This window comes from Enterobacter cloacae complex sp. AR_0002 (assembly GCF_001922365.1).
GTDB classification, from domain to species: Bacteria; Pseudomonadota; Gammaproteobacteria; order Enterobacterales; family Enterobacteriaceae; genus Enterobacter; species Enterobacter hormaechei_C.
Map to the genome: position 1 here is coordinate 1,240,554 of NZ_CP018814.1, position 12,616 is coordinate 1,253,169.

Consider the following 12,616-nt stretch of genomic DNA (forward strand, 5'->3'; position numbering starts at 1 on the left):
GGAGAACAAAAATGCCAAAGGATACAACGTTTGAAATTCGGGCCGGTCATGGCCAGCAGTTGGGCGCAAATTATGACGGGAAAGGGGTAAACTTCGCCCTGTTTTCCGCCCACGCGGAGCGGGTGGAGCTGTGTCTGTTTGATCCTTCGGGAAAAACAGAAATCGCCCGACTGGAACTGCCGGAATATACCCATGAGGTCTGGCACGGCTATGTGCCGGATCTGAAACCGGGGGCGCTGTATGGCTACCGTGTGTATGGCCCCTACGATCCGGAGAACGGTCACCGTTTTAACCCCAATAAGCTGCTTATTGACCCCTATGCCCGTGAACTGGTGGGTGACATTGAGTGGAACGATGCCCACTTCGGCTATGAGCTGGGACACGATGAGCTGGATCTCAGTTTTGACACGCGAGACAGCGCGCCATTTACGCCCAAATGTAAGGTCATCGACCCCAATGCCGTTGACTGGCAGGACTCACGCCGGCCCGATATCCCGTGGCCGCATACCGTGGTCTATGAAAGCCACGTAAAAGGCTTTACCCAGCTTAACCCGGCTATTCCGCCTGAACTGCGCGGTACGTTTGAGGGGATGGGGCATAAAGCCTCGGTGGAGTACATCAAAAGCCTCGGCATTACCTCGGTCGAGCTGCTACCGGTTCACTGGTTCCCTGACGATCAGCACCTGCTCGATCGCGGCCTGAAAAACTTCTGGGGCTATAACTCGCTCGGTTTCTTTGCGCCAGCGTCCCGCTATTACGGCCCGGCGGGCATCCAGGGTTTCCGCGACATGGTGCGTGCCTATCATGACGCGGGCATCGAGGTGATCCTCGACGTGGTCTATAACCACACGGCGGAGGGCAACGAGCTGGGACCAACCCTGTCGTTTAAGGGGATTGATAACTTCTGTTATTACCGCACCATGCCGGATCAGCACCGGTATTACATCAACGACACCGGCACCGGGAACACCGTTAATACTTCGCACCCGCGCGTGTTACAGATGGTCATGGACTCCCTGCGCTACTGGGCGGAGTCGATGCAGACTGACGGTTTCCGCTTTGACCTCGGGACCATTCTCGGACGTGAGCCAGAGGGGTTCGATCCGCGCGGCGGCTTCTTTGATGCCGTGACCCAGGATCCGGTGCTGTCGAAGCTGAAGCTCATCGGTGAGCCGTGGGATATCGGCCCCGGCGGGTATCAGGTGGGGGGCTTCCCACCTGGCTGGGGTGAGTGGAACGACAAATACCGCGATACGGTACGTGAATACTGGAAGGGGGATAACGTTTCTAACGATTTTGCCGCCCGTCTGTTAGGGTCCGGTGATTTGTACGATCTGCGCGGGCGTCGTCCGTGGGCCAGCGTCAATTTTATCACCGCGCATGACGGCTTCACGCTGAACGACCTGGTATCGTACAACGAGAAACATAACGCCGATAACGGGGAAGATAATAACGACGGACATAACGATAACCGTTCGTATAACTACGGCGAGGAAGGGCCGACGGAAAACCCGGATATCATTGCCACCCGCGAGCGGCAAAAGCGCAACTTCCTCACCACGCTCTTCTTCTCGCACGGCACGCCGATGCTGCTGGCAGGCGATGAGTTTGGCCGGACGCAAAAGGGCAATAATAACGGCTATTGTCAGGACAGCGAGATCTCCTGGGTAAACTGGGAAGGACTCACTGAAAACGACGAGAAGCTGCGCGACTTTACCCGTCGGTTGATTGCCCTGCGCGCGACGCAGCCGCTGCTGCGACGTGAGAACTGGCGCGACGGGCTGGAGATCCGCTGGTTTAACGCCGGCGGCGGACCGCAGCAGTCGGAACAGTGGGACGAGGGTTCCACCCTTGGTCTTGCCATCAGCCGTCCTGATCTTGAGCAGGAAGAGGGCGTCTGGCAAGACGTGCTGATGCTGTTTAACCCGTTTGAAGGTACGGTGCCATTCCAGATCCCGCAGTTTGGCGAAGGGGGTTGGGTGCTCGAACTCTCGACGTCGGAGGATGCCCCCACGGGGGAAATCATCACTGAATCTGTCGATTACGAGCTGGCCGGGCGGAGTATCACCCTGTTCCGCCGTCCTTAAAGCGAGGCCGCCGCGCGTGCGGCGGTATCATACAGGGAGGAGATCGCGCGGAGTAACTGCGCGGTCTCGCCAATCGACGCGCCCGGAATACCGCTTTCCGCATGAATGTTGATCAGGCAGGCCTCCCGCACCTCCCGGTACTTCATGCACAGCGCTTTTCCCTCCTCCGTAGTGGAGAAAAAAAGCTCTTTTCCCGCTTTCTCGCTGGTGACGTAGCCCGCCTTGACCAGCTTTTTCAGCGCATACGTCACCACGTGGGTATCTTCCACGTTCAGCACAAAGCAGATGTCAGCCAGCTTTTTCTTACGGTTGCGGTGATTCACGTGGTGCAGAAGCGAAACATCAAAGGCCCCCATATCCGGTTCACCCGCTGCGGTCATGCAGCGCACCATCCATTTGTTAAACGCATTGCTGGTCATGATCAGCGCATATTCCAGCTCTGATAATTCAGCACACCGCTCTGAGACGAGATGACGGGAGGAGACGATTCGCCCGTCCGCAATATCGTCGTGGTTTAACGCTGTCGTCTTTTTCTTTACTGTCATAACGATCCTTCCCCCGAAATGTAAACCCGTCGATAAAATAAGAACATTTTATTGATAAATTGTTTACATGTTTTTGACGTTCAGATATAGCTTTTTAGTGCAGGTTCTGTGGAGCCTCACGCAAAACACAACATCGCGCGCCGTAATGCACCGGCTTCGCTCTGCTGCGAAGTATAAAAAATAGCCGTCGGCGCGCAACGCTCACTTTGGATAGGGTAACGTTTATGGACAGTTCTACACTGTTGCCACTTATCGGGATTCCGGTGGTGGTTATTGGTTTTGCACTGCGTTTCAACCCGCTGCTGGTTGTCGTGGTGGCGGGCCTGGCGACGGGCCTGCTGGTTGGCATGGATTTCGGTATGCTGCTGGAAACCTTTGGCGAAAAGTTCGTGAATAGCCGCTCGCTTGCCACCTTCATTCTGATCCTGCCGGTGATTGGCCTATTGGAGTATTACGGGCTGAAAGAACGCGCCCAGGCCTGGGTCGCGAAGATCGCCAGCGCCACCTCGGCGCGTATCCTGATGCTCTACTTTGTTGCCCGCGAAGGGACGGCTGCGCTGGGCCTGATGTCGCTTGGCGGCCACGCGCAAACGGTGCGTCCGCTGCTGGCGCCGATGGCGGAAGGGGCAGCTCTGAATGAATACGGGGAACTGCCGCAGACTATCCGCGACAAAATCAAAGCCCATGCCGCCGCGTGTGACAATATCGCGGTTTTCTTTGGGGAAGATATTTTTATCGCCTTTGGCGCGGTACTGCTGATTGATGCGTTCCTGAAAGAGAACGGGATCGAGGGGATCGAACCGCTGCATATCGGCCTGTGGGCCATTCCGACCGCCATTGCGGCACTGATCATCCATATGACGCGTCTGCTACGCCTCGATGCCAGCATTCGTCGCGACGTGATGGCCTGGAAAGCAGAGCAGGGTACGCAGGAGATCGCACCATGATGACCCTCATCACCATTAACCGTGTGTACTACCTGATCGGCTTCGTCGTGATGCTGCTGGTTGTGATGACCCTTCGCGATCGCGCTAACCCGAAACGCTATACCACGGCGCTGTTCTGGTTTCTGTTTGGCGGGATCTTCCTGTTTGGCGATCTGATGGTGCAGGAGCTGGGTAAGTCCCTGGCGTATCGCATTATTGGCGGCGCCGTTATCGTGATTGCGCTGCTGGCCGGTTTCGGGCTGGTCGGGAAGGGGCGTTATAAAATGTCCACCGAGGAGGAGCGCGTTGCCTCGTCGAACCGGCTGAAAAACTGGCTGTTTTTACCGGCACTGATGATCCCCGTGGTAACGGTCATCGGGACGCTATTTCTGAAAGGCGTGTCGATTGGCGGTGTCTATCTGCTCGACCAGAAACAGCTTACGCTGGCGGCACTGTGCGTAGCCTGTGTGGCAGCTATCCTCACCGGCTGGTGGCTGACAAAAGGTACGCCGCTGCATGCGGTTCGTCAGTCGCGTCGGCTGGTCGATACCATTGGCTGGGCGGTTATCCTGCCGCAGATGCTCGCCATGCTCGGCGGGGTGTTTGTGGTGGCGAATACCGGCGAATCGGTACAAAAGGTGGTCAGCCTGTTTGTGAACCCGGACAGCCGCTTCATGCTGGTGGTCATTTATTGCGTGGGGATGGCGCTGTTTACCATGATCATGGGTAACGCCTTCGCAGCCTTCCCGGTGTTAAGCGCCGGTATCGCTCTGCCATTCCTGATTAACGTCCATCACGGTAACCCGGCGCCGCTGCTGGCTATCGGTATGTACGCTGGCTATTGCGGCACGCTGATGACGCCGATGGCCGCCAACTTCAACATTGTGCCCGCCGCGCTACTGGAGCTAAAAGACAAATATCAGGTTATCAAGATCCAGATCCCGACCGCGTTAACCCTGCTGGTGGTGAACGTGTTCTTAATGTATTTCCTCGTGTTTCGCTAAGGAGCTGCAATGGAATTAACGCAACATCAGGCTGACGCCTTCGCCAGAATGCCGTTGACCTATTTACGTCAGGAATACCCGAACCACATTATGCATCTGCTCAACGATGACGGCGACGTTCTGCCGCCTCGCGAGCTGCACCCGATCTTTTACGGCTGTTTTGACTGGCACTCTGCGGTGCACGGCTACTGGCTGCTGCTGCGCTGCCTGCGTCTCTGGCCCGAACTGCCGTGCCGGGAAGAGATCATCACTCTGTTCGAAGAACACCTGACCGACGAGAAGGTGGCGAAGGAGTTGGCCTATTTTACCGCGCCGTTCCGCGCGTCGTTTGAGCGGCCTTATGGCTACGGCTGGCTGCTGGCGCTGGCGCAGGAGCTGAAGCAATCGTCACTGCCGCAGGCGGAGCGCTGGTACCAGACGCTGCAACCGTTAACGCGGGATATTCGCCAGCGGCTGGTGGATTACCTCAGCAAGCTTACCTATCCGATCCGCGTCGGGACGCACTACAACACGGCGTTTGCGCTCGCGCTGGGGCTGGATTATGCCCGGGCGGTGAACGATGACACGCTTGAGCGCGCCATCCTGGACGCGGCAACGCGGTTTTACCTCGCGGACACGCAATATCCTGCGCATTATGAGCCGGGTGGCGACGAGTATATCTCCGGAGCGCTGACCGAGGCCCTGCTGATGAGTAAGGTGGTGGAGGATTTCCCGGCCTGGTTCGATGCGTTTCTGCCTGAAGTGGGCGCCGTTTCTGCGCTGATGAACCCGGCAGAGGTGAGCGACCGCACCGACCCGAAAATCGCGCATCTGGACGGTCTCAACCTCAGCCGCGCCTGGTGTATGAAGCACATTGCCCGTGCTCTGCCGGAAAATCATCACGCCCGGAAGCCATTACACGATGCCGTTGCGCGCCATCTCTCGGCAAGCGTGGAGCATGTTGTCGGCAGTCACTACAGCGGCGGGCACTGGCTGGCGAGTTTTGCGCTACTGGCGCTGGAGTAGCGCTTAGTTATATTTTCGTGCTCATCCTGTTTCCGCAGGATGAGTGATTTTACGCAACCGACTCGCGCTGACGACGACCGCTACCGCAGAAGCCGCGGCGGCGACCCACAGTGCAACATGAATTGACCTTTCATCTGCGGCCAGCAGAACGGCCACGGCGGCGGCGCCCAGACACTGCCCGAACGTGCGCATAATGGATAAAACACCGGATGCATAGCTCGCATGCTCACGAATAACGTTGGAGAGCATTTCCCGGTTATTGGGACTCTGAAAGCAGCCAAACCCCATGCCGCATACCAGATTCCGCAGGCAGATATCCCACATTGTAGGGCGGTCGGGTAATGTCGCAAGAAGGATCAAACCCACGACAAAAATCACCAGCCCCAGGGTGGATATCGCCGGGGCTGAAATCGTGTCCGCCCACCGGCCTGCATGCGGCGCAATCAGTACGATCCCTAGCGGCCACGGCGTAAACAGCAGGGCAGACAACACCGGACTGTAGCCGTATTCGCTCTGAAACAGGAAAGGCAATGCAATAAAAGTGATCCCCTGGCTGACAAAAGCAATCATTGACGTGAAGGCCGCGAGGGTAAAACGTTCATTTTTAAACATCGTCGGCGGCAGTAAGGGGTTATCCGTGCGGCGTATCTGCCAGATAAACGCCATGCCGCTCAGCGCAGCGAGCACCGTCCAGCAAAGACTGCCGGGGTGATAAGTAGCCTCCTGGAGGCTGTTCGCCGCCATGATCGTCGACCCCAGCAGCAGCGCCGACAATATGGCGCCCGGGGTGTCGAAGGGCGCTTGCTTTCGAACCGCATCCCGCGGCAGCGCTTTGACCGCCAGCAGTAAGGCGAGGGTGCCGGGAACCACGTTTATCGCAAACAGCCATTGCCAGCTCAGGGTGTGAAGGATCGTCCCACCCAATACCGGCCCGATAGCGGAGCTGGAGGCGATGAGCAGAGCGTGTAACCCCAGAATGCGGCCAAGTAATCGCCCGGGAAATACGGATCGCAGGATTGCGGGGGCAATACTCAGCGTCGCCGCGCCGCCGATCCCCTGAAGCACGCGCATACCGATGAGCACTTCGGGCGTCTTCGCCAGCGCGCAACCCAGCGATGTCAGGGTAAAGGTTGTCAGACCTGCCAGAAAAACGGGGCGATAACCCAGGCGGGCTGCAAGCGCCGCGAATATCGCCAGCGACATCGCGGCCGCCAGCAGATACCCGTTGGCGAACCAGACGGCAATACTGGCAGGTACCTGCATCTCCTGAGCCATGGAGGGCAGGGCAATGTTGATCATGGTGCCATCAAACACGCCCATTAAGGTGGTGGTCATAATTGCGGCCATCACCCGTGCGCGCGCCGCGCCAGGCAGTCCTTCGTCGCCGGGTTGACTGGAAAAGAGCGTCATCAGGTTGTCCTCTGAGAAGAGTGTATGGATGACAAAACTATAAAGATGGATTTTACAGGGCGGAAGGCGCACCATTTGCACTTTATCGTTGCATGAAACGCCTTATCTGAATGTACAGGAATGAGCGCTATGACCGATCCTGATTTTAATTTACTGATTGCACTCGACATATTGCTGAGCGAAGCGAGTGTCGCAGGTGCGGCACGTCGTCTGAACCTCAGCACCTCGGCCATGAGCCGGACATTAAGCAGGTTACGCGACGTTACAGGCGACCCGATCCTGGTGCGCGCCGGGCGTAACATGGTACTAACCCCGTGGGCCGAAGCGACCCGGGATCGCGCCAGGCGTGCAGTGCACGAGACCAGGGCGGTATTGCAGCCCTCAACTGAAACGTTCAGCGCGCGAAGTCTGGCGCGTCTTTTTACCATCAGGGCAAACGATGGTTTTGTGGTGGCGTTTGGGCCTGCGCTTATAGCGGCTGTGGCCGACGCCGCGCCGGACGTCTGTATACGCTTCGCGCCGAAGCCGGAAAAAACGTCGCGCTATCTTCGGGAAGGGCTGGTTGATCTGGAGATTGGCGTCCAGAGCAATATGGGGCCTGAAATACGGCTGCAACGACTGTTTGAGGATCGGTTTGTGGGCGTCGTGCGTAAGGGGCATCCGCTGGCTAATCAGGCAGAAATAGGGGTGAAGGATTATGTCGCCTGGGGCCATGTGGTAGCGTCACCTGAGGGCGCGTTGCACGGTTCCGTTGACGATGCGCTGGCCGAACTGGGGACAAAACGTAAAATCGCCAGCGTCGTACCGGGATTTCCGACGGCGCTGTCCGTGGCGCTGGCATCAGATCTTATTGCCATGATACCCGCGCTCTATTTACTCAATCAGCAGATAACGGAGCAGTTACACGTTTTCGAGCTGCCGTTCAAAAGCCGTCGTATTACGGTTTCACAGATGTGGCACCCAAGAATGGAACGCGACCCTGGTCACCGCTGGCTGAGAGAGCAAATTCTTGCGATATGCGGTGTGGAGAGGTCAGACATGATAAAGAGCGCTGTATAGCGATTGCTATACACGCCGCTTATGTTATGCTTGTAAAGCAATTGCTATACAAGAGGTATACCCATGAAATCAGATGTTCAACTCAATCTCAGAGCCAAAGAATCCCAGCGGGCGCTTATCGATGCCGCCGCAGAGATCCTCCATAAATCACGTACAGACTTCATTCTGGAGATGGCCTGTCAGGCAGCCGAGAATGTGATCCTCGATCGACGTGTATTCAATTTTAACGATGAACAGTACGCAGAGTTCATTGACATGCTCGATGCCCCGGTCGCGGACGATCCTGCCATAGAAAAACTGCTGGCAAGGAAACCGCAGTGGGACGTGTAACAGCGCCAGAGCCCTTATCCAGCGTCCATCAACTGGCGGAGTTCGTCAGCGGAGAGGCCGTGCTTGACGAATGGCTAAAACAAAGAGGTCTGAAAAACCAGGCGCTCGGCGCAGCCCGAACGTTTGTCATTTGTAAAACGGGCACGAAGCAGGTCGCGGGATTTTACTCACTGGCTACCGGCAGCGTTAACCATACGCAAGCGACAGGTAATCTGCGGCGTAACATGCCGGATCCCATTCCCGTGATTATACTTGCCCGTCTGGCTGTTGATGTCTCGTTACGCGGAAACGGGTTGGGAGCCGATTTACTCCACGATGCGGTTTTACGCTGTTATCGGGTAGCTGAGAATATCGGGGTGCGGGCGATCATGGTTCATGCACTCACTGAGGAAGCCAAAGCGTTTTATATCCACCATGGTTTTAAAGCCTCGCAGACTCAGGAACGGACACTGTTTCTCCGGCTTCCTCAGTAGAGGCAAAGGAAAGGGTGGTATGCGATGGGCTTATCTGAGGAGTGATAGGATTCATAATATCTTATTTAACATAATATACATTATGCGCACTAAGATTGTAATGGCTCAATAGTAATGTCCGCCTGTGGCTCAATTCAGATGTCCGCGCTATGGTAAGCTTCACTGGTCCGTTTAAACTACCGGGAGGCATATCATGAGCGCAGAAAGCTCAGGAGTGTTTACTTTGAAAGAGATCAACCGGATCAAGATTATACAGGACGTCATTGAACGTCGCATCACAACGCGCCGTGCGGCCGAGCACCTCGGTATCAGCGACAGGCAATGCCGCAGACTTCTTGCCCGTTACCGTGAAGGCGGACCGCTTGGTATGGCCAGCAGACGATGTGGCATGCGTGGTAACCGCCAGTTGCCACCCGGGCTCGCAGATCAGGCTCTGGAACTGATCAAGACGCGTTATGCTGATTTCGGTCCGACTCTGGCGCGTGAAAAGCTCGAAGAACTCCACGGACTGTTTCTTGGCAAAGAAACTGTCCGGCGCATCATGGTGCGGGCTGGCTTATGGGTTCCCCGTAAACAACGTGCCGCAAGGATCCCTCAACCACGGTACCGGCGTCCGTGTACTGGTGAGCTGATACAAATAGATGGCTGTGATCACGACTGGTTTGAAGGCCGTGGCCCGGCCTGCACCGCGCTGGTCTATGTTGATGATGCAACCAGCAAACTGATGGAACTGTTGTTTGTTAAATCGGAGTCCACGTTTTCTTACTTCGAAGCCACGCGGCGCTATATCGATAAGCATGGTAAACCGCTGGCACTGTACAGCGATAAAGCCGGTGTTTTTCGTGTTAACAATAAACACGCCACAGGCGGAGACGGGCATACTCAGTTTGGGCGAGCCATGCATGAACTGAACATCCAGACTATCTGTGCAGAAACCAGTCCCGCCAAAGGGCGTGTAGAACGAGCTCACCTCACTTTACAGGATCGTCTGGTCAAAGAGCTGCGGTTACAGGGCATTTGTTCAATGGAGGCTGCAAATGACTTCGCTGAGGCCTATATGGCTGACTATAACCGCCGTTTTGGCAAAGTACCGCGACATGATTTTGACGTACACCGTGCTGTAGAACATGATGAGGACCTGGGGCTTATTTTCACTGTTCGTGAAAAACGTAAAGTCTCAAAATCGTTGACGATACAATATGATAAAATGTTGTACCTGATTGAAGACAGCGAACTGAGTCGCCGTGCAATAGGTAAATATATCGATGTGTATCACTATCCTGATGGCAGAAAAGAGCTGCGCCTGAACGGTACGCTACTTCCCTACTCTACCTACGACCGACTGTCAGAAATCGACCAGGGCGCGATTGTCGATAACAAGCGTCTTGGCCGAACCCTGGAGTTTATCAGTCTGGTGCAGAGCAAGCGGGATAACACGCGCTCTCAGTCAATTCCCGCTGGAGATGGCCCTTCCCGACGACGGCCAAAGCAGGAAGGGAAGAAATCCCAGCGCTCACTGGATAATGATGACATGCTCGAAGCACTCAAACAGCTTCAGTCACGTTCAGAGGACATTTTTGGTAAAAGAGCCCGCTGATGGTACTCACTGGCCGGACAGTGGTTGCTCACCAGTTGATATTGTCCGGCCAGACCCATGATGTATTATTCATTTCGTTCAGCATCTTTATGTCCTGCTTTTCACGGGCATACTTACCCCATAATGAATGAAAAGAACGAACAATACTGATTAACTGCTTTTTTCTTTGCTCCGGAGATAGGCTGATAAAATAGCAGCACCTGCTGTCAATATTATCCTCAATGAAATTAAAATCAGAGTCTGATGCATATTTTACTGTTAGCATAATATCATTCGACGTTGTTCTCTCAGACTCTGTTAATGCTGATTCTATCAGGTATTCAAAGGCATACATGACAGACAGCTGGTTTTTGTCTGTCTGAATATAACCCATTGAGTTTCTGAGTATTGAGGACTGTACCAGGACCAGAGGCCATAAAAGCTCAACACCATAAAGCTTATATGTATCATGTTGATCATACTGATGTTGCTCAACACGACGATTACCTTCCCGTGCTTTACGAATATCATAGGCAAGGGATAACATAAATCCGTCTTTAACTTTAATCAGTGGGCTTTCATCCACGATGTAATGAATGAGTTCATGTAATTCATTCAGGGCTTCTGAATCTCCCCACAGTATAAAACCTGCATTGTTCGGCGTTAACTCGTATCGAAGCATGGGCTCAATCATCCTGTTGTTTCAGTCGGAGGAAAGTCTATCGGCTTTGTTGAATAAATCGAACTTTTGCTGAGTTGAAGGATCAGATCACGCATCTTCCCGACAACGCAGACCGTTCCGTGGCAAAGCAAAAGTTCAAAATCACCAACTGGCCCACCTACAATAAAGCCCTCATCAACCGTGGCTCCATAACTTTCTGGCTGGATGATGAAGCTATTCAGGCCTGGTATGAGTCAGCAACACCTTCTTCACGAGGCAGACCTCAGCGCTATTCTGACCTTGCCATCACGACTGTGCTGGTCATTAAACGCGTATTCAGGCTGACCCTGCGCGCTGCGCAGGGCTTTATTGATTCCATTTTTTCTCTGATGAACGTTCCGCTACGCTGCCCGGATTACAGCTGTGTCAGCAGGCGGGCAAAGTCGGTTAACGTCAGTTTCAAAACGGCTTTGTTGAATAAATCGAACTTTTGCTGAGTTGAAGGATCAGATCACGTATCTTCCCGACAACGCAGACCGTTCCGTGGCAAAGCAAAAGTTCAAAATCACCAACTGGCCCACCTACAATAAAGCCCTCATCAACCGTGGCTCCATAACTTTCTGGCTGGATGATGAAGCTATTCAGGCCTGGTATGAGTCAGCAACACCTTCTTCACGAGGCAGACCTCAGCGCTATTCTGACCTTGCCATCACGACTGTGCTGGTCATTAAACGCGTGTTCAGGCTGACCCTGCGCGCTGCGCAGGGCTTTATTGATTCCATTTTTTCTCTGATGAACGTTCCGCTACGCTGCCCGGATTACAGCTGTGTCAGCAGGCGGGCAAAGTCGGTTAATGTCAGTTTCAAAACGCCCACCCGGGGTGAAATCGCGCATCTGGTGATTGATTCCACCGGGCTGAAGGTCTTCGGTGAAGGCGAGTGGAAAGTCAAAAAGCATGGCCAGGAACGCCGCCGTATCTGGCGTAAGCTGCATCTCGCCGTTGACAGTAAAACACATGAAATCATCTGTGCAGACCTGTCGCTGAACAATGTGACGGACTCAGAAGCCTTCCCGGGTCTTATCCGGCAGACTCACAGAAAAATCAGGGCAGCATCGGCAGACGGCGCTTACGACACCCGGCTCTGTCACGATGAACTGCGGCGTAAGAAAATCAGCGCGCTTATCCCGCCCCGAAAAGGCGCGGGTTACTGGCCCGGTGAATATGCAGACCGTAACCGTGCAGTGGCTAATCAGCGAATGACCGGGAGTAATGCGCGGTGGAAATGGACAACAGATTACAACCGTCGCTCGATAGCGGAAACGGCGATGTACCGGGTAAAACAGCTGTTCGGGGGTTCACTGACGCTGCGTGACTACGATGGTCAGGTTGCGGAGGCTATGGCCCTGGTACGAGCGCTGAACAAAATGACGAAAGCAGGTATGCCTGAAAGCGTGCGTATTGCCTGAAAACACAACCCGCTACGGGGGAGACTTACCCGAAATCTGATTTATTCAACAAAGCCACGTTGTGTCTCAAAAT

General features: G+C 54.6%; 12 protein-coding genes and 1 pseudogene. 10 read left to right on the forward strand and 3 right to left on the reverse strand.

Features of this window, described 5'->3' with window-relative positions; all coding sequences use genetic code 11:
* Positions 1-11: 11 nt before the first annotated feature.
* Positions 12-2,087: a glycogen debranching protein GlgX gene (gene glgX, locus AM329_RS06150; protein WP_032609223.1), complete on the forward strand. Its 2,076-nt coding sequence runs from the start codon at positions 12-14 to the stop codon at positions 2,085-2,087.
* Here glgX and AM329_RS06155 read toward each other — a convergent pair.
* A complete protein-coding gene (locus tag AM329_RS06155) occupies positions 2,084-2,632 on the reverse strand; it encodes a winged helix DNA-binding protein (RefSeq protein ID WP_003857118.1) in 549 nt (182 codons plus the stop codon). The two genes, glgX and AM329_RS06155, sit on opposite strands and share 4 nt — an antisense overlap.
* Positions 2,633-2,856: 224 nt before the next feature.
* Between AM329_RS06155 and AM329_RS06160 the strand changes: the two genes are divergently transcribed.
* Genes AM329_RS06160 through AM329_RS06170 form a run of 3 tightly spaced genes read left to right on the forward strand, consistent with a single transcriptional unit; the run spans position 2,857 to position 5,567 of the window.
* Positions 2,857-3,579, forward strand: coding sequence for a DUF969 domain-containing protein (locus AM329_RS06160; protein ID WP_003857121.1), 723 nt, complete (start codon positions 2,857-2,859; stop codon positions 3,577-3,579).
* Positions 3,576-4,562 carry a DUF979 domain-containing protein gene (locus AM329_RS06165; protein WP_003857123.1) on the forward strand — a complete coding sequence of 329 codons (987 nt, stop codon included), beginning with the start codon at positions 3,576-3,578 and terminating at the stop codon, positions 4,560-4,562. Before AM329_RS06160 ends, AM329_RS06165 begins: the two co-directional genes overlap by 4 nt.
* A 9-nt stretch (positions 4,563-4,571) precedes the next feature.
* Complete coding sequence (locus AM329_RS06170; RefSeq protein ID WP_023314163.1) at positions 4,572-5,567, forward strand: DUF2891 domain-containing protein; 996 nt, start codon at positions 4,572-4,574, stop codon at positions 5,565-5,567.
* 21 nt (positions 5,568-5,588) lie between these two features.
* On the opposite strand, the gene AM329_RS06175 is transcribed toward AM329_RS06170, so the two are convergent.
* Positions 5,589-6,977 (reverse strand): MFS transporter, encoded by a 1,389-nt coding sequence (locus AM329_RS06175; protein ID WP_032609222.1) that lies wholly within the window; start codon positions 6,975-6,977, stop codon positions 5,589-5,591.
* Positions 6,978-7,106: 129 nt separating this feature from the next.
* Between AM329_RS06175 and AM329_RS06180 the strand changes: the two genes are divergently transcribed.
* From AM329_RS06180 to AM329_RS06195, 4 genes are all read left to right on the forward strand, one after another.
* Entirely contained in the window at positions 7,107-8,036 is a 930-nt protein-coding gene (locus AM329_RS06180) for a LysR family transcriptional regulator (RefSeq protein ID WP_032609221.1), read from the forward strand.
* Positions 8,037-8,099: 63 nt separating this feature from the next.
* Positions 8,100-8,366, forward strand: a complete 267-nt coding sequence (locus AM329_RS06185) for a DUF1778 domain-containing protein (protein ID WP_003857131.1) — start codon at positions 8,100-8,102, stop codon at positions 8,364-8,366.
* Positions 8,354-8,839: a GNAT family N-acetyltransferase gene (locus AM329_RS06190; RefSeq protein WP_032609220.1), complete on the forward strand. Its 486-nt coding sequence runs from the start codon at positions 8,354-8,356 to the stop codon at positions 8,837-8,839. The genes AM329_RS06185 and AM329_RS06190 overlap by 13 nt, the downstream gene beginning before the upstream one ends.
* Before the next feature lie 193 nt (positions 8,840-9,032).
* Positions 9,033-10,436: an ISNCY-like element ISKpn21 family transposase gene (locus tag AM329_RS06195; protein ID WP_001567368.1), complete on the forward strand. Its 1,404-nt coding sequence runs from the start codon at positions 9,033-9,035 to the stop codon at positions 10,434-10,436.
* Between the two features lie 28 nt (positions 10,437-10,464).
* Here AM329_RS06195 and AM329_RS06200 read toward each other — a convergent pair whose 3' ends face one another.
* Positions 10,465-11,097 carry a hypothetical protein gene (locus AM329_RS06200; protein WP_001567369.1) on the reverse strand — a complete coding sequence of 211 codons (633 nt, stop codon included), beginning with the start codon at positions 11,095-11,097 and terminating at the stop codon, positions 10,465-10,467.
* A 74-nt stretch (positions 11,098-11,171) separates the two neighbouring features.
* On the opposite strand from AM329_RS06200, the pseudogene AM329_RS06205 reads away from it, so the two are divergent.
* Both AM329_RS06205 and AM329_RS06210 read left to right on the forward strand, forming a co-directional pair.
* Positions 11,172-11,543 (forward strand): annotated as a pseudogene (locus tag AM329_RS06205) (IS5/IS1182 family transposase); the annotation flags it as partial.
* Positions 11,544-11,574: 31 nt separating this feature from the next.
* Positions 11,575-12,543 (forward strand): IS5-like element IS903B family transposase, encoded by a 969-nt coding sequence (locus AM329_RS06210; RefSeq protein WP_013815099.1) that lies wholly within the window; start codon positions 11,575-11,577, stop codon positions 12,541-12,543.
* Positions 12,544-12,616 lie beyond the last annotated feature (73 nt).

Excerpts from the sequence above, each read along its gene's own strand:
- glgX (WP_032609223.1), top strand. The coding sequence starts at position 12 with ATGCCAAAGGATACAACGTTTGAAATTCGGGCCGGTCATGGCCAGCAG.
- AM329_RS06155 (WP_003857118.1), bottom strand. The coding sequence starts at position 2,632 with ATGACAGTAAAGAAAAAGACGACAGCGTTAAACCACGACGATATTGCG.
- AM329_RS06165 (WP_003857123.1), top strand. The coding sequence starts at position 3,576 with ATGATGACCCTCATCACCATTAACCGTGTGTACTACCTGATCGGCTTC.
- AM329_RS06160 (WP_003857121.1), top strand. The coding sequence starts at position 2,857 with ATGGACAGTTCTACACTGTTGCCACTTATCGGGATTCCGGTGGTGGTT.
- AM329_RS06170 (WP_023314163.1), top strand. The coding sequence starts at position 4,572 with ATGGAATTAACGCAACATCAGGCTGACGCCTTCGCCAGAATGCCGTTG.
- AM329_RS06200 (WP_001567369.1), bottom strand. The coding sequence starts at position 11,097 with ATGCTTCGATACGAGTTAACGCCGAACAATGCAGGTTTTATACTGTGG.
- AM329_RS06175 (WP_032609222.1), bottom strand. The coding sequence starts at position 6,977 with ATGACGCTCTTTTCCAGTCAACCCGGCGACGAAGGACTGCCTGGCGCG.
- AM329_RS06195 (WP_001567368.1), top strand. The coding sequence starts at position 9,033 with ATGAGCGCAGAAAGCTCAGGAGTGTTTACTTTGAAAGAGATCAACCGG.
- AM329_RS06185 (WP_003857131.1), top strand. The coding sequence starts at position 8,100 with ATGAAATCAGATGTTCAACTCAATCTCAGAGCCAAAGAATCCCAGCGG.
- AM329_RS06180 (WP_032609221.1), top strand. The coding sequence starts at position 7,107 with ATGACCGATCCTGATTTTAATTTACTGATTGCACTCGACATATTGCTG.